The sequence below is a fragment of the [Flexibacter] sp. ATCC 35208 genome, assembly GCF_001975825.1.
Lineage (GTDB): Bacteria > Bacteroidota > Bacteroidia > Chitinophagales > Chitinophagaceae > Chitinophaga.
Genome location: NZ_MTKN01000017.1, coordinates 14,701 through 33,675, shown reverse-complemented (window position 1 = coordinate 33,675; position 18,975 = coordinate 14,701). Strand labels below are relative to the sequence as shown.

The following is an 18,975-nucleotide window of genomic DNA, read 5'->3' as shown; positions in this document are numbered from 1 at the left end:
TTGTTTTACAACCGTGGGCATATGAAGTATTCCTCTCCATACACTTTCTTCTTGCGGCTGACGAAAGACAGGGAAATTTCGAAACTGTTGCTGCCATTTACCAGTCTTCTCAGATTGGAGGCGTTTACATCATAACTGAGGCCCAGTACAAAGTTTCTGAAATGAAATCCGGCAAATGGAATAGAAGAATCATTCCAGCGGTAGTTACCACCTATGAGAAAATCGAAGTCTTCATTTACCAGTACGGATCCATACACACCTGCTACTATTTCTTCGGCATTGCCCTGTCGCAGGTACATACCATTTGGGGTAAGGCTAAACACATCATTTATCTTAATACGGCTACCACCATGTGCGAGGTAACGAACAGGCAGTTTCCTGTTAGCCCCTGTCACGAAAGGATCTACAGGCTGTGTAAGATGGCCCGCAGACACCCCTACAAATGGGTTAAACTGGTGATTAGGGTTACCATCAAAGAACATCGCACCGGCGGCGGCATCAAATACATTTGAGGAAGTAGTATTGATATTCTCTCCACTGGATTTTGTAGGGTCGAATCCAATTACAGGATCGTACTGGCTACCCAACTGCCATTTAGATGGATCAATACGGCGGTTGATCATACCTGCCTGCACACCGAATACCAGCTGACTGGTGCCCGTAGCGCCGAAACGTACACCCCTGTATGAGAAGCTGGCCATTCCATTGAAGTAATTGTAACCGGCATCACCTGCTTTCATGTTCGTCACATTGATACCAATCCCTACATTGTTCGCTGCTGCTGCATCAAATGAGAAGCCCATAGTAGAAAAAGGTTGCCCAATATTCACCCATTGGTTACGGTAATTGGCACTGGCTCTGTAGTCGCCGTCGATCACACCTGTCAGTGCGGGGTTGAGCCACAACGGATAAGCATAGTACTGAGAAAAATGGGGGTCAACCTGCGCCCTGGTTACTCCTGGCAGAAACGCTGCAGCCGCCATTAATGCAATAGCAAGTATATTCTTATTCTTCATCGGAAGAGGTTTATCGTTTGATATTAATAACCGGGATAGCGTCTGTCACTATCCCGGTATCTGTATTAGTTATCTTACAATGGTGACGGTACCTTTCTTGTTTACAATCGTACCATCCCGCAGCGTAGCTTTCAGTACATAGATGTACACGCCTACCGGCTGCTGAACGCCGCTCATCGTACCATTCCATCCTCTAGCCTGATCCCTGGTTTCGTAGATCAGCTGACCATACTGGTTGTAGTACATCATGACGATAGAGGCGACCTTATTGCCGTATACATAATGGATGTCATTGAAGCCATCTCCATTCGGTGTGAACACATTTGGAACAAAGATGCTGTTGCCTTGTGGGTTCTTCGATTCACCGGTTATGGCATTAGACAGGGCACTTGTTTCACAGCTTTCGCTACCCAGTGCTCTCACCTGTATCGTCACTGGCTGACCAGGCGTAAGGCCATATACTGTATGTGTAGTACCTGTGCTGCCAGAGCTTGGCGCAGTATAAGTCGTACCGTTGTTCGTGGTCACTTCATAACCGGTTGCACCAGCTACAGGATCCCATGTGAAGGTCACAGCATTCGTAGTCGTGAGCGCAGTGTCAACGCTTACTACCGGTGCACTGAGCGATTGCAGAACTGTTACGGTAGCTGCCACTCTGGTACCGCTTGTACAACCACCTGAAGAAGCAACTTCTACATAGTAAGTAGTGGTCGCGGTGATGGCAGGAGTGGTGAACGCTGCGCCTGTTGCTACTGCAGTTCCACCTGTTGCGGTGGTATACCAGCTAAAGGTTGCACCTGTTGTAGTAGATGTCGCTGTTAGCGTTGCACTCGAACCTGGGCAGATACCAGCTTCATTGCCGGATACAACTGCATTGTTACCAGGTGTGCCGATGGATACTGTTACAGCTGTGCGTGTATTGCTTGCACAACCATTTGGATTTTGTGCTTCCACATAGTACATGGTAGTGCCTGTTATAGCAGGAGTCGTGAAGGTAGATCCTGTGCCGGCTGCTGTTCCACCTGTATTGGTTGTGAACCACTGATAAGTGAGACTTGCATCCGGATTTTGTACCTGCAGTGTTGCAGTAGAGTTTGCGCAGGTTACGACTGCGGAATTCACTACTACTGGTGCAGCAGGTGTCGCATTCACAGTTACCTGTACCATGGTGCGGCTTACGCTTATACAACCACCGGTTGCTGCTTCCACATAATAAGTAGTATTAGCGGTGAGCTGTGGTGTGGTGAAGTTTGCACCTGTGAATACTGGTGTACCACCGGTTGCAGTTGTATACCATTTATAAGAGTAACCTGATACAGGACTTGTTACTGAGAGTACCACAGTGTTGCCTGCGCATACTGTCGCACCACTTGTAGCTACTGGTGCATCGATCGTGTTCACGATTGTTACCGTTACACCTCTGCGTGCCAGGCTGCTACAGCCAGAGCTGTTCAGAGCTTCTACATAATAGGTAGTATTCGTGCTGAGGGCAGCTGTTGTATAATCAGGGCCTGTAGAGAGCAGGTTACCACCAGATGGTGCATCGTACCAGCGATAGGTAAGTGATGCATCCGGATTCAGTACTGAGAGGGTAGCAGTACCACCTACACAAGTAGTTACATTGGTAGATACTACATCAGGCGTAGTAGCAGAGTTGTCTACCACGATGCTGCCTGCTGTACGGGTAGCGCTTACACAACTTGTACCGATCAGGGTCTGTACATAGTAAGTCGCATTTGCAGTTACTGCTGTTACATTGAACACAGGACCGGTGAATACCAGGGTACCGCCTGTAGCAGCATCATACCATTGGTAAGTAGCACCTGTCTGTGGATTCAGTACGGTCAACGTATCATCGTTTCCAGCACATACTTTCACGCTGCCAGACACCAGGGTTGGTGCATCAGGTGAAGTACCTACTGTCACTGTCGCACTTACTCTTGCGCTGCTGCTGCCACAACCGGATGTTGTATTCACAGCTTCTACATAGTATGTAGTAGTCGCAGTCAGTGTAGGTGTGGTGAAGGTTGCACCGGTGAATACAGGTGTACCACCTGTTGCTGTTGTATACCAGTTATAATCTACGCCGGTAGTTGTTGATGTCACACGCAGGGTGACGGTGGTACCGGAGCAGGTTGTTACATTATTTGATTCGAGTGTCGGAGTTGCTGCTGGTGTTGCAACAAGCACACTTACTCTTGCTCTTACTGCACTGGTACAATTACCATTGCTGGCCTCTACATAGAAATCAGTGTCAGTGTTGATGACTGAGGTCGTAAAGGTTGCGCCGGCGCCCAGTGAAGTACCACCAGTTGCTGTGCTGTACCAGCGATAAGTGAATGCTGCATTTGGATTCTGCACAGAGAGCGATGCAGTATTACCCTGACATACGCTTACTGAAGCAGCGGTCACTGTTGGTGTACCTGGAGATGCGATGGCTACCACACTCACTTTCGTACGACCACCCGTATTCACACATCCGCTTGCATTTACAGCTTCTACATAGTAGTCAGCATTCGCTGTTACATTTCTGATCGTGATAGAAGCACCTGAACCAACCAGGGTACCTGCTGTAGCAGCATCATACCATTGGTAGGTCACGCTGCCCTGTGGTGTAGATACAGACAATACTGCATCCTGACCTGTACATACATCTACGCTGGTAGCGGAAACTACCGGTGCATCAGGATTCAGCGATACATTGGCGGTCGCAGTTACTCTTGCACCACCGGCTGTACAACCAGATGCTGTGTTCACCGCTTCTACATAGTATACTGTAGATGTAGTGAGTGCACCTGTTGTATAAGTCGCACCTGTGAATACCGGTGTACCGCCAGTGAGGGTAGTGTACCAGTTATAAGTAATACCAGTTGTGCTGGATGTTACCGTAAATGTTGCCTGCTGACCTGAACAGATATTTACATTGTTCGCCGTCAGGGTTGGAGTTGGAGCACCTGCTCCGACAGTGACAGTGGCTTTCACTCTTGTTGCGAGTGTACAGCTGCTGTTGCTGGTTTCTACATAGAAGGCAGTATCTGCTGTGAGTGCATTGGTCACATATGTAGCGCCGGTGAACAACAGCGTACCACCTACAGGAGCGCTATACCACTTCGTCGTGATATTAGTACCTGTCACTGTAGCGGTGAGGGTAGCAGTATTTCCAGAACAGATATTCGCGCTGTTAACTGTAGGCGCGGTGAGCGCTGGTACTACATTCACTGCTACAGATACCCTGTTTGGATTCGCACAACCATTGGATGTACGTACTGTCTGTGCATAATAAGTAGTATTGGCAGTCAATACCGGTGTGGTAAAGGTCGGACCATCGCCTACCTTAGTACCCGTAGCATTGTACCATTCTATAGATGCTACAGCGCTGGCTGTTGCCGTGAGGGTAGCAGTTGTACCACTACAGATAGTAGTGCTTCTTACAGCAACCACTGGTGCAGATACCTGGCGGGAAGCGTAGTATACGCGGAGGGTCACCAGTGCGGAGATCACACCACCTCTGAGTTTCACCTGTACGCGGTCGTAAGCTGCACCTGGCGCAAAGGCTACGGTGAACTTATTGCTGCCGCTCAGCAATGATACTTTCAGGTTGCTGCTATTGAGCAGGAGTGCATCGTTGTTTGCAGTGGCGCCATTGTAGCTGGATATTTCTATCGCACCCAGTAATGAAGCGTCTAATACCTGTGCAGGCAGTTCCAGCACCAACCTTACGCTATCACCTGCGGTAGCAGCGTCTGGGAAGATGAGGGATTGCTGTACACTTCCACTACCAGCCGCCAGTGGCACTGACAGCAATGAATAGTTATCAGTATTTACATCTGTCGTATTTGCAGCATCCTGTACAGAACACAATACGCAGATAGCAGTTGTGCTGTTAGTTTGTGCATTTGCAAAGTCGCACGCAGTATTTGTTGCTACTGTTACTGTGAGCGGTACAGCGGTACGCTGACTGCCACAGGTAGCAGAATCTGCCACGGCTTCTACATAATAAATGATATCACTGGTCAGTGCACCTGTAGTGAATACATTGCCTGTGAATACAGGTGTACCACCTGCAGCATCTGTATACCAGTTGTAAGTAACACCCGTTGCTGCAGGAGATACTGTCAGCGTTGCTGTCTGGCCGGAAATTACCTGACCATTAGCTGGTGATACATTTACAGCTGGTGCACCGGGAATTGCATTCACTTTTACAGTGGCTGCAGTTCTGGTAGCACTTGCACAGATACCTGCTGCCGCTTCTACATAATAAGTAGTAGTGGTATTCAGTACCGGTGTAGTGAAGGTTGCACCTTCAAATATAGCTGTGCCACCTGTTGGTGTGGTATACCAGCGGAATACAACGCCATTGGTTGCAGCAGAAGCTACCAGTTGAACAGTGCTACCTGCACATACCTCAGCAGATCCTGGTGTTACCGTTACGACTGCTGGTTGTGTGATGACATTTGCAGTCACCATAGTGCGGGTAGTGTTGGAACAACCTGCTGCATTGGAAGCCTCTACATAGTATACTGTAGTTGTGTTTAAAGCAGGAGTGGTAAATGAATTACCGGTAGCAATAGCCGTACCACCTGACAATGCGGTATACCAGCGATAGGTCACGCCTGTTACCGGTTTCACATTGAAGGTAGCAGTGCTGCCACTGCACACGGTGATGCTCGTTGTATCCAGTGCTGGTACATCCGGAACAGGATCTACCACAGCAGTAACCGGTACCCTTACAGGATTAGGACAGGTCAGGCTTGTCTTCACTGCCTCTACATAATAAGTAGTGGTCGTGTTCAGCGCTGGTGTCTGATAGCTGGTGCCAGTGAAGATGGAGGTACCACCTACAGCTGTTGTATACCAGCGGAAGCTTACGTTGGATGGACCTGCTGCCAGCAGGGTAGCTCGGTTGCCAGCGCAGATAGTATCACCTGTTACAACCGGCAGACCTACCAGGCGGCTGGCATAGTGAATGTTCACTGCGCTCAGTGCGGTGGCCAGGCCAGAATTGAGGCGTACTACGATCCTGTCGAAGAGACCTTTAGGCTTGAAGCCTACCAATGCCTGTGAATTGCCACTGAGCAGACTCACATTGATACCTGCAGCATTCAATGCTACAAAGTCATTGTTGGAAGTAGATCCATTATAAGAACCTACCTGAATAGTACCTAACAGACCTACATCGGCCAGTGAGTTAGGGAAAGACAGGCTAATCTGTACGCTGTCATTCAGTTCGCTCACCTGCGGGAAGATCAGGGTTTGCTGTACATAGCCACCCGTCAGACCCAGTATTACATGCAGGGTAGAGTTGCTGGCAGTACTGTTGTCTACAGACAGGGCTGGGTTTTCTACATAGCAACCTATGCAGATACCATTGGCTGTATTGGTTTCTGATGTAGCGGCATCACAAGGGATATCGTTATTACCAGGAATCACGGTAGCGGTTACAGACACGCGGGATGCAGTCTTACAACCAGCAGCATTCACTGCTTCTACAGTGTAGGTAGCTGTTGCCGTAATAGCGCCGGTATTGAATACGGCACCGGTAAAGATAGAATCGCCGGCCGCATTGTACCATTTATAAATCAGGTTAGTTCCGGTAGCATGCGCGGTGAAAGAAGCGCTCTGACCACTGCTGATGGAAGTCCCCATCGGTGATACAGTAAGTCCGGTAGGTACTGCATTCACCGTCACAGCTACTCGGGTCCTTGTTGTGCTGATACAACCATTATTATCTGCTTCCACATAGAAAGCAGTATCGGCTGTCAGTGCGTTAGTCGTATAGTTTGGAGTAGATGCCAGCAGGGTGCCTCCTGTAGCAGCAGTATACCAGCGGAAGGTGGCTCCGGATGGCGCTGTTGCCAGCAGGGTTACCTGGTCGCCTGCGCAAATATTCTTAGCAGCAGCAGTCGGCGCCACAGGTGTATTACCTACGCTCACCATCACTGGTACCCTGGTTGGGTTTGCACAACCAAAGCGGCTGGCTGCTGCATAGTAAGTAACCGAAGCGTTGAGGGCTGCTGTAGTAAAGGTGTCGCCGGTAGCTACAGCAGTACCACCCACTGCACTGGTGAACCAGGCAATGTCCGCATCATTGGTAGATGTTGCGATAAGGGTTGCCGTATTACCGCTACATACATTCACAGTAGATGCAGATACATCTGGTCTTGGTGTCACTACCGCTGCGAAGTAAACATTCACAGTTGTCAGGGCAGTCAGCAGACCATTGATACTTACCATCACACCATTAAAAGTTTTGGTGGTAGGTATGGTCACTCTGAACTTGTTGCCAGTGTTCAGCAGGGTAAGACGGATCGGGTTATCACCGAGAGAACGCGCATCACCATTGGCAGTGGCACCATTATATGTTTCTACCCTGATACCACCCAGCAATGTAACATCCGCTACTTTGCCAGGAATTTCCAGATCCAGCGTGATGCTGTCACCGGCTGGGTAAGTATTGTTATACCTCAACAGCTGACCGATGTAACCAGCAGCACTTAAGGTAGCATTGATAGTGGAAGCAGAGTTTGCATTCTGATCTACTGCCAGTGCAGGATTGCTTACAGAACACAACAGACATACACCACTGATAATAGGACTTTGCTGTGAAGTAGCATAACTACAAGGGGTTGGCTCTGTAGGCAGGTTGATATCTACCCTTACAGCTGTACGGGTAGCGCTGGTACAACCATTCACCGGATCTTTTACTTCCACATAGTAGATAGCCGCTGCTGTGAGCGCACCTGTGGTGTAAGTGGTGGAATTTGATTTCAGCAGATTGCCACCTGCCGGTGCATCGTACCAGTTGTATTGATATGCCGGGTTTGGACTAAGCACCGTGAAGGTAGCCGTCTCACCGGAGTTGATAGTTTGTGTAGCCGGATTTACCAATGGCTGTGGTAAACCTACCATTACGTAAACTGCTTTACGCACAGGGTTTGCGCAACCACTGCTCGATACGCCTTCTACATAGTAGATCGCATTGGTTGTTGGTGTTACCGCATAGGTAGCACCGGTAGCCAGGGCTGTACCACCCGTAGGCTGGGTATACCAGCGGAAAGTAGTACCAGGACCTGTCGCCTTCAGGGTTGCTGTAGCACCCGCACATACATACACTGTATCTTTTTCTACGGTAGGCGTACCTGCAAAGATCTCTGCTGAATATACTTTCAGGGCTGTGAGTGCTGTAGCCAGACCACTCAACCGGATATTCACCCTGTCATAAGCAGCACCAGGAGCGAATGTATAAATCAGGTCTCTGTTACCATTCAGCAATTGCAGGTTCAGGAGACCACTGTTCAGAGTCACTGCATCGCTATTAGCAGTTGCATTGTTGGAAGAAGAGATCTCGATACCCGCTAATGCGTTCAGATCTGTCAGGCCTGTATTGAAGCCCAGCTTGATCCTGACGCTGTCTCCCTTCACACCAGGTGCAGGGAAAATAAGGGATTGCTGTACATAAGAACCTACCCCCAGGATAGTGTGGATCACAGAAGCAGTAGCAGTACTGTTGTCCACCGCAGAATCCTGTTTCTCTACATAGCAACCTACGCAGATACCACTGGTAGTAGATATCTGTGAGGTAGCACCACCACAATCAATATCCCCAACAGGGGCTGGACCGCCTGTACCATTCAGCGTGATAGCGACTGGTGTACGCAGGCTCTTACAGTTTGCATCGCTGAGCGATACAGCTTCTACATAATATGTAACATTCGCAGATACCGGAGGGGTAGTGAACTGAGATCCTACATATACAGGCGTACCACCGGTAGGCACTGTATACCAGTTATACTGGTATACAGCATTTGGCGATACAACATTGAAAGTAGGCGTTGCGCTTTCTGCTACGGAAGCAGAAGATGGCGTCACATTCACACTTGGCAAACCAACTTTCACCTGTACAGGTGTACGTTTTTCACTACCACAACTATCAGCACCAACAGCGGCTACGAAGTAGGTAGTGTCTTTAGTGACAACAGGTGTAGTGAAGGTCGTGCCATAACCTACCGGCGTACCACCCGTGTAGGAGGTATACCATTGATAAGTATAGCCAGTCGGACCTACAGCAGTCAATGTAGCAGATGAACCGCTACATGCATATATAGTGGATGCGGACACCTGAGCGATCGGGGTCACCACCTGTGCATAATAAATATTGTAAGAAGAGAGGGCGGCAAGTAAACCATTCAGGCGAATTTCGACCCGGTCAAAATCTTTGGTCGCCACAAAGGTGTAGGCCGATTGCTGTGCTCCACTCAGGAGACGAACGCTCAACAGCCCAGGAGACAATGCTACCATATCTGCATCAGCTGGACGCGCCCCATTCCCTGTACCTACGCTTAAACCAGCGAGCAAAGTTGCATCCAGCAGACCAGTGCTCGTACCAAGGCCAATACGGATAGAGTCACCAGCTTTTCCTGATTTAGGGAATACCAGATCCTGGTAAATAGTTGCACCCAGACCGACATTGATACGCATAGTAGAACCTGTTGTTGCAGATGCATCTACTGCATTGCCAGCGTCAGACACACCACACAACAGGCAGAGTAAACCGGTAATGCCATTGTTCTGTGTAGTAGCGCCGCTACAGCTCAGGGCACCATTGCCGGTAGTATCAGTTACATCGACAGTAACAGCTGTACGTTCTATACTGATCAATCCATCAGTCGGAGACACAGCTTCTACATAATAAGTCTTATCTGCATAATTGGGAGGTGTCGTAAAGGTACTACCTGTATGTACAGGTGCACCGCCGGTAGGCACATCGTACCAGTTGAATACCGCATTAGGGATGCCTGGTATACTGGCAGTAAGCGTAGCCGTCTGACCTGCATTTACATTGGCAGGACTGGGGGTGACCGTTACCGGTATCATCGCCGCTGCTTCATAAATATACAATGAGTTATCAGTAGCCACCAGGCTGCTGAGGTCTATTGTTGCTGCATCAAAATCCTTAGTAACAGGGATTGCCACGCGCACGCTGCTGATTGTATCTTTTGATAAGAAATCCAATGTTAATAATGGAGAGTTCAATGCCGTACGATCATTGTTGCTCACATTGTTCAGGGAAGTGGTTACCCCGATATTACCCAGCAGGGATACATTGGCAATCGGATCACCTTTCACACCCAGGATCAGGATAATGCTGTCACCAGGGTGATAAACACCAGGGAAGGTGATCTTCTGACCTACAGAAGTAGCTACACCCAGTGGCAGAGAAAGACGGGAAGCTGTAGTCGTATCACCGTCAATAGCCAGCAGCGGATTCTGTACACTACAGAGTGCACAGGCTACGCCGGTAGTAATAGGAGAAGTCTGGTCAGTGCCATATGTCCATAATGGGCCATTGCCGCCACCTATAGTGACAGGAACTGCGGTACGCACAAAACTGGTGGTGCCGGCAGGATCAAGTGCTTCTACATAATAGGTTGTATTGCGGATGAGCGCAGGACTTGTAAAGGCGCCAGCACCGCTGAATACCGGTGAACCACCGGTAGGAGTAGTGTACCAGTTGTAAGTAGGATTGGAGATCCTGATAGAAGGCGTTAAAGTAATGCCTGTGTTATAAGCAGTTTTTGCCGGATTAGGCGTCACTGATACAGGGATCATAGCCGCTACTTCGTACAGTTTGAGTGAACCGGATATACCCAGCAATCCGCCAAAGTCAACTTTCACACCATCGAAAGTATTGGTAGCAGGAATAGTGACTTTGAACTTGCGTGCGTTATTCAATCCTCTGCCGAGTACCTGCAATTTCACAACAGCATTGTCCAGTGTTCTGGTATCATTGTTAGATACCGCAGGACCCGCAATGCTATTCTGGTAAGTGGTTACAGTTACTTTAGGCAGTACTACTGTCGCAAGGTTTTCAGTAGGCGCTTCCAGGAAGAGGACGATGCTATCGCCAGCCTGATATACACCTGGCATTTTTACCAACTGGCCTATGGTAGACAATATACCTAATGGTACAGTCAGGGTAGAGGCAGTAGTGGTATCGCCATCTGCAGCCGATGCAGAATCTGTCACAGTACAACCAGCACAGGCCACGCCACCGGTGATAGGGCTTTCCTGATCCTGGCCATAACTCCAGATAGTTCCCGGACCGCCTGCTACCTTGATAGTGACAGGTGTTCTGACATAGCTGCTCAGGTTATTATTAGGATCATAGGCTTCTGCATAATAAGTAGATGTTCTGGACAGGGCAGCCGTTGTAAACGGATTACCAGTAGATACGGGAGCACCGCCAGTAGGAGTAGTATACCATTTAAAGGTTGGCGTGCTCACTCTTGAATCGATGTTGGCAGTCAGGGTTTCTGTGTTGCCGGCTGTGATAGTAGGTGCCGCAGGAGAAATAGTTACTGGAATCACGGCAGCTGCTTCATAAATGCGCAATGCACCAAAAGCAGTAAATGCAGTACCAAGATCGATTCTTACACCATTAAAATCTTTAGTAGCAGGAATCGTAACTCTGACTTTAGGTGTATTGCCCAGACCCAGACCGGATGCCTGTAAATGTACCAGACTATTATTGAGCTGGATCGCATCATTATTAGGAGTAATACCCTGATAGGTAGATATCTGGATAGCTGATAATGCAGCGACAGATATTAACTGGCCAGGTACGTCCAGGTCCAGCACGATATCATCACCGGCTTTGTAGTTGCCAGGAAATGCAATGTACTGCCCTACAGAGGACAATGCACCTACCGGCATGGAGAGGGTAGAGGCAGTGGTGGTATCACCATCTATTGCATTGTCCGGGTTGTCAACTACACAGCCAGCACAGGCCACACCATTCGTCAGTGTGCTGACTTGCCGGTCGCCATACATCCAGAGCAAACCAGCGCCGCCACCTACCAGTACTTGTACGGGTGTGCGTACAGGGCTTACCAAACCATCTGCAGGATTGGTAGCTTCTACATAGAAAGTAGTTGTGCGGTTTAATACAGGGGTTGTAAAATTAGTGCCACTGCCAATCGCAGTACCACCATCAGGTTCAGTATACCATTGAAAGGTAGCTCCTGGAATACGAGGCAAAGCCGCAGAGAGGGCGACTGTACCACCAGTGATGACTGCAGGGGTAGCAGGTGTCACTGTTACAGGCTGAAATGCGGTTACTTCATACACACGTAGTGTACTGAATCCACTTACGACTGCAGAGAGGTTCAGCTGCACTTCGTCAAAAGTATGTGAAATGGGGACAACCACCCTGACTTTTGGTGTACTGCCGATACCTAGTTCCAACAGGTTTAACCTCACCAGATTATTATTCAGCGAGATCTGATCGTTGTTACCCACACCTGCATTGAAGGTGCTAACAGAGATAGCACTCAGCAGGGAGAGGGAAACATTCTGGTCAGGAATTTCCAGGTCAAATGCAATCGCATCGCCTGATTGATAAGTACCGGAAAATGTGAGCTGAAGCCCAACACCGCCGACAACGCCGACAGGCAGGTTCATAGTTGCAGCAGTATTGGCGTTGCCATCTACAGCATTTGCTGCGTCACTCACACTACAGGTAGCACAGGCCAGACCAAAGGTGACTACATTCGGATTCCCTCCGGAACTCCAGAGGGGGCCATCAGCGAAATAAGTACCTGAAGTATACCAGGTTTGCCAGTGTGGTTGCTTTCGCAAAACAGGTGCATAGGGGTGTAGCGCTGCATACGCCTGCAACCATGACAGGGCGTTGTTGTTTTGAATGTCGTTGCTAAAGTCGGCAGCAACTGGCGCAGAAGTTTTCTTAGCAAAGGAAACTCCTGCCGGCAACCCAACCATGCAAAGACATGAAAAAATAGTAAGGATAAAAGCTCTTAGGGAGCCTTTAAGAGTAGCGTTAAGATGCATAGAAATCAATTGGTTCGGGTTATAAAGCGTGTATGTTTTTCACAGTTTTTGTTTTCACATTCGTTTTTCAAGGAATTCAGGTCAATTATGCATCACATTGAGTCTGGCGTCCATAGGCCACTCAGTAGGATACACAGCACACATATATTAATGTCTATGCATTGGCACGGTCATGAAGGGGAGTAGCAATAAATACGATATGGCTAAAACAGGGGTAGTCTGATTCGGTTGATATATACACGAACTCACATTTTTAAGAACCCATCGGTCAGAATACGGTACGAATGTAGGTTGATAGGGTGGGAAAGCAGCTGTTCTTTTCGTTCAGTATTTGAACGATATTCATTCTATTCATTTCAATATTTCATAAATCTTTTTATCCAGTTTTTTTCTACCAGACAACATATTTGTTGTAGTACTATGATTAACAACGTATTTAGTTGGCAGTGCTAATATGAAATCAAACCAATAAAATAAAAATTATTTTTAAATAGACATTGCCGCATTGTTATAAACAATTATTTTATATCCAATTTTAAATATCATTCATTTATATATGTTTCATTCATTTTGTTCATTTTTATAAGAAAAAATCTAAACTAAAAACCGCTACGTAAGTTTATCCTTGATTACCAAAATCCGATTACAAAAATCCATTTCTTGTCCCCGTATGATAGATCTCTCCTATGACTTTATCATAACTCTTCAGAAAGAAGTTTCGAGACGTTTTGGCGTTGACTCTGTAACGGCTAGTGACTGCAAACGATTGTCACTCGCCATATCCGATGTAACCGGCAAATTGGTTAGTGAGACAACTTTAAAGAGAGTTTTTGGGTTTGCTGTAACACAGCATAGTTTTTCGCGCTATACTTTGAATACCCTGGCGCAATATTGCAGTTATAAGGACTGGGAAGATTTTCAGACCAGACATTTCACGCAATCCACTCCCGGGGAAGTCGTAAAGGATGGTAAATGGGCAGAACTAAAAAGTAAAGGAGCTGCCGTATCCCATTATACCTTAGTAACACTGAAGAACCGCTCCGGCATTCCATTTCAGAATACTGTGTCAAGGGCATTCAGCGTTGCCCACATAGAGCGGTTCCTGGAAGGAACATATCCTGCTACTGCCCTCATTGCGCCAAGCGGATGGGGTAAATCCACTACGCTTGTACACCTGGTAGAACACTTCTGGTATAGCAAAGAAGCAAAGTATCCACACGACATATGCTGGTTCATCCACGCACACGCCGCAGGGAGCTTATTTCTGCGTGGCCTCAATCTTAGTAACTGGCTGGATGATCAACTCAGCCTCGGACAACGGGAAAATTTCAGGGAATACTTTAAAGCACATTTTGATAAAATAGGCGGTAGACTCATACTCATTATCGATGGCTTCGACGAAATCACGATGTCCAGCGATAAACTGAAACTGATGTATACCAAGCTGGAAGAATTTGTCTACTCCAATGATGAATTCCCGTGGATAAAAGTGATCCTATCTGTTCGCAGCAATACCTGGTCAGAAATATTTCACAATGATCAGCGCATGCCCCCATTCGGTCGCTATTGGTACCTGGGTCCTGAAATGGATGAAGAAACCAATATCAACATCCCCCGTATGACGGAACAGGAAGTAAAGTCCGTGCTCTATAACCATCGCATGGATCCGGCTGTAGTACGTACTTTCAGCGAAAGTTTCCTGCAAAAACTGCGATACCCTTTTTATCTGCAACTCTTTTGTCAGCTCAATACAGGTGAGAACTCATTTATCAATGAACACCTGAGCCTTTATGAAATGGTCTCGCGATTCGTGCAGATGAAAGTATTCAGCACGAACAATAACAATTTTAAGATCAACATCATTAATAAGCTCCTGGAGCTGCTCGACTATGGCAAGAAGGGGCAATATGTCGACAAGAGCGCACTCCTGAATAAGAATGCAGAATTATTCTCCGCGTACAAAGAACTCCTCTCTGAAAATATACTGGTTGAAGAAAATCTGAGTCAGGACATTATGTTCTACGTGAAGGTTCGTTTTGCCCATCAGTTCCTGATGGAGTACTTCATGGCCATGCACTTTGTGGCGCAGGGTCAGCACCAGACAGGAGAAGGGGTATTTATGAATGTGATCAGCCATCTGCCATCCTCCACCTTCCGTACGGGAATCTTCAAGTGGATGCTGCGCTACGCCATCAACAACGGGCAGCAGGAGAGCATCCGGCAGATGTTCCACCTTTCCTTATCCAATATTGAGAAATCACAATTGCTGGAATACCTTGCTGTACATTATCAGCAGGAAGGAAACAGGGAAATGTCGCTGAAATCCATCTTCCCGATGGGTTACTTTAAAAGGTATCCACTCAGCAAAATCCTGAACGACAACTTTATTCATTTTGGTAAGCGGAAAGTGCTGGTCGCCCTGTTAGACCTGGCAGAACTGCCGGAAGATAAACTGAAGATCAGAAGCATCCTCTTCATTATGTCGCTCCTGCAACTGGATGCAGAGCAATGCGAACAGGAACTGCATTTCATCAAAAAAATCGTTCAACGCGAAATGACGGAAGAAGAGCTGTGGGTCACCCCCTACGACCTCTTCCTCTTTATATATGAATACCTGAAATTTGGTATCGTCAACGAAAGCATCAAAGATAAGCTCTACAGTTATGGACGATATCTGAATGGAAGTACCAGACAGACACCCTCTGTGTCACATGAACTGGTATTCAGGTTTTCAGGGTTTGCCTTCGCACTGCTGCATGATTATGGCCATATGGCTAATTATTCCAAACGGATCTTTGAATGCTATCCGGCACTGGTGTATCAGAAGCACGATCCTGTCAGGCTTTCTTTGCTGAGCTGGCAGACCTATGCCGCTATTGGCCACCATGATCTTACCAGCGCCCTGAAAATCAGCAGGCATGCCGAGCTGTTGTTAAAAAACTATTCATTTGATCATACCAATGGCAGACACCTGGAAGTATTGCACAAACTGATGCAGGGATATGCCTGTATGCTTGAAAATGAATTAAATAAAGCCATACGACTGACAGAGACAGCCATGGAGATTTCCCAGAAAATGGATTTGAAGTTACTGATGATGATGGCAGTGCAATTATTACAAAAAATCTACACGGCCCTGAAGGCCGAAAAACAATTACATATTACACGGCAACAGCTGCAATTAATAGGCACCAGCACGTCATTCAAGCAGCTGGATAAGCTGTGGGGACAATAGACATTCAATTCTGCTTTTCATTATCTGGCATAATTTTGCGTTATTGCATTCCGTAATGGCCATAGATGAAAGTAAATATTCTGCTTTTCAGCAATTTCTGCTCAACCTGCTGAGCCTCTTGACAATCCTTCCGCTGGCACCATATCTGAACCGGTATATACCACCGCTGGTTGAGGATGGCTGGCACCTGGATATGCTGTTGGCCGTACTCTCCTCATTCCTGTTCACCCGTCTATTACTCTGGGTATTCAAACCGCTTATCATTCCTGCATTTGTATTAGTTGTCGGTATATTATCCTTCAATTATTTTGCTGATAACTATACCTTTACCAATGTGTTGAATGATTATAAAGGGATGGTACAAGGCAACTGGGGGGCAAAAAACTATAAACAACTGGATATCCTCAGTTTATACCCCCACCGCGTAGAAACCTACAGAGATAAAACAGTGCGTGGTATTCGAGACAAGGTCAACTATAAAGATTCCCTGGTACGTAATTTCTCCATTTACCATTCTGTAGAAGATTTTGATGAATATTTCCCAAAGTATGGGAAAGTAGCCCGTTATCTGGCGCTGTTCAAATACATCAATAAAAATTTCCGCTGGGTACCCGATACCCGTCGTGACGAATATTTTGCTACGCCACAGGAAACTATCCAGAATGGTATGGGCGGCGACTGTGACGACCATAGTATATTGATGGTATCCTGCCTGCAATCTATCGGAGCACGTTGTCGTATAGTACTGATTCAGGGACATGCTTATCCTGAACTCTACTGTGGCAATAAAGAAGATTTTGAAGTCATGAAGCAGGCAATTATTACACTGTTTCCTCATCCATCTATTAAGGAGGTCCACTACCACGAAATGAAAGGCGAATACTGGATAAACCTTGATTATTCTGCTCGCCACCCTGGTGGGCCTTATCTGAATGATAAGGTATATGCGTTGATTGAAATCTAATAAAAACCGATGAGTCAATTTAAAAACATAAAGAAGTTTCACTCGTTTTTGCGCTTTAAGCGAGATTTTGAGCGGTACAGTATGCGAAGGGTCCGAAGTTATGAGATCATCATTCACTGGCTGCACAGCAAAATGAACAGAAACCAGTTCCTTGTACTTTCAGGTATTCTGGTCGGCCTGGTCGCTGGTTTAGCAGGGGTGATCTTAAAAACCCTGGTCCACTATATCCACTATTTTATTACCTACAAAGTTCACTTTAGTACACAGGTCTTTTTCTACGCTATATTCCCTTTCCTTGGTATTGTACTGACTACACTCGTCGTTATCATATTTTTCAAGGGCCAGTCCCGCAAAGGGGTCGGGCTTATTCTTTACGAGATTGCACAAAACTCCAGCCTGATTCCACCGGTTAAAATGTATTCACAGATCCTGCAAAGTGCTCTGACAGTAGGTTTGGGAGGTTCCGCAGGTCTGGAAAGTCCTATTGCCGTAACAGGCGCCGCTATTGGTAGCAACTATGCACGCAATTACCACCTGGGGTATAAAGAAAGAACACTGTTACTGGCAGCCGGTGCCACTGCAGGTATTGCAGCATCTTTTAATGCACCGATTGCAGGGGTGATGTTTGCTTTTGAAATTTTGCTTACGGGAGTGGTGTTTTCAGATTTCCTGCCTTTGATACTGGCGGCGATATGTGGTAGTCTTTTGTCAAAGATCATTTTACAGGAGGAGGTGCTATTTCACTTTGAATCCAGGCAGGCATTCAATTATCACAACGTTCCATTTTATCTTATACTCGGATTATTAAGTGCTTTTTACGCACGTTACTATATCGTCATTTCACAGAAAGTAGAACACTTCTTCCATCGCCTTAAATGGAGTGCCCTCCAAAAGGCCGTACTGGGAGGAGTGATCATTTCCATCCTTTGCGTACTGATGCCACCACTGTTTGGAGAAGGATATTCAAGTATCAAACTGATGGCCAATGGACAGGCTGATGAAATCATCCGGAATAGTTTCTTCCGGTATATACCAGCTAAAAACTGGGTTTTACTGGCATTTCTGGGATGTACCTGTTTACTGAAAGTATTTGCTTCCTCCATCACCATTCAGAGTGGTGGCAATGGTGGTAACTTTGCACCCTCTCTTTTCGCAGGTGGTGTATTGGGATTCTTCTTTGCTATGCTGTGTACACAGCTGGGATTTCAGGATGTTCCTGTTACCAACCTTGTAATCGTAGGCATGGCTGGTGTAATGAGTGGTGTGATGTATGCCCCGCTTACCGCCATCTTCCTGATTGCAGAAGCCAGCTCCGGGTATGACCTGTTCATACCACTGATGATTGTTTCATCTACATCTTTCCTGCTGGCAAAATGGTTTTCCCCTATCTCGCCGGAACTCAAACAACTGGTAGATGAAGGCAAGATCTTTACAAAAGAACATGACCGGAATATCCTCTCCTTACTCCATACTGAAGAACTCGTAGAAAATACAATTCAACGAATAGATATGAACGCCAGTCTGCGTCAGCTGATTGAGCTGGTAAAAAGCAGCACCCGGAATGTGATCGCAGTCGTTTCTCCCGAAGGTAAACTGGATGGAGTCGTGACACTGGATCGTATACGTCCGATTATGTTCAACCAGCTGATCTATGACACCGTCACTGTGAAAGAAGTGATGCAGCAACCACCAGCATTGATCGGCCTACATGACAATGTGGTAGATGTAATTACAAAGTTTGATGAAGTCAAAGAATGGAACCTGCCGGTAGTAGATAATGATATACTGGTAGGATTTATCTCCAAATCAAATATCCTGAATCAATACAGGTTATTACTACAGGAATATTCTGGCGATAAAATATAGATTCTATGAATTATGTTTTACAAATCATCGATCTCCCTGATTTGTAA

5 protein-coding genes are annotated in these 18,975 nt (G+C 46.8%); 3 read left to right on the top strand and 2 right to left on the bottom strand.

What is annotated here, in order from left to right; all coding sequences use genetic code 11:
• Positions 1–5: 5 nt before the first annotated feature.
• Both BW716_RS12635 and BW716_RS12630 read right to left on the bottom strand, forming a co-directional pair.
• Positions 6–1,016, bottom strand: a complete 1,011-nt coding sequence (locus tag BW716_RS12635; RefSeq protein WP_083722924.1) for a PorP/SprF family type IX secretion system membrane protein — start codon at positions 1,014–1,016, stop codon at positions 6–8.
• Positions 1,017–1,085: 69 nt separating this feature from the next.
• On the bottom strand, positions 1,086–12,794 hold the full coding sequence (locus tag BW716_RS12630; RefSeq protein ID WP_083722923.1) for a gliding motility-associated C-terminal domain-containing protein: 11,709 nt from the start codon (positions 12,792–12,794) through the stop codon (positions 1,086–1,088).
• Between the two features lie 739 nt (positions 12,795–13,533).
• Here BW716_RS12630 and BW716_RS12625 point away from each other — a divergent pair.
• From BW716_RS12625 to BW716_RS12615, 3 genes are all read left to right on the top strand, one after another.
• The gene (locus BW716_RS12625) at positions 13,534–16,098 is read left to right on the top strand and encodes an NACHT domain-containing NTPase (protein ID WP_143708838.1); all 2,565 of its coding nucleotides are present in this window, start codon (positions 13,534–13,536) and stop codon (positions 16,096–16,098) included.
• Between the two features lie 55 nt (positions 16,099–16,153).
• Complete coding sequence (locus BW716_RS12620) at positions 16,154–17,062, top strand: transglutaminase-like domain-containing protein (protein WP_083722921.1); 909 nt, start codon at positions 16,154–16,156, stop codon at positions 17,060–17,062.
• An 81-nt stretch (positions 17,063–17,143) separates the two neighbouring features.
• Positions 17,144–18,928: a chloride channel protein gene (locus BW716_RS12615; protein WP_235643642.1), complete on the top strand. Its 1,785-nt coding sequence runs from the start codon at positions 17,144–17,146 to the stop codon at positions 18,926–18,928.
• Positions 18,929–18,975: the final 47 nt, after the last annotated feature.

What these genes read in the sequence shown, in the direction of transcription:
- BW716_RS12635 (WP_083722924.1), bottom strand. Translation starts at nt 1,016, where the DNA reads ATGAAGAATAAGAATATACTTGCTATTGCATTAATGGCGGCTGCAGCG.
- BW716_RS12630 (WP_083722923.1), bottom strand. Translation starts at nt 12,794, where the DNA reads ATGGTTGGGTTGCCGGCAGGAGTTTCCTTTGCTAAGAAAACTTCTGCG.
- BW716_RS12625 (WP_143708838.1), top strand. Translation starts at nt 13,534, where the DNA reads ATGATAGATCTCTCCTATGACTTTATCATAACTCTTCAGAAAGAAGTT.
- BW716_RS12620 (WP_083722921.1), top strand. Translation starts at nt 16,154, where the DNA reads ATGGCCATAGATGAAAGTAAATATTCTGCTTTTCAGCAATTTCTGCTC.
- BW716_RS12615 (WP_235643642.1), top strand. Translation starts at nt 17,144, where the DNA reads ATGCGAAGGGTCCGAAGTTATGAGATCATCATTCACTGGCTGCACAGC.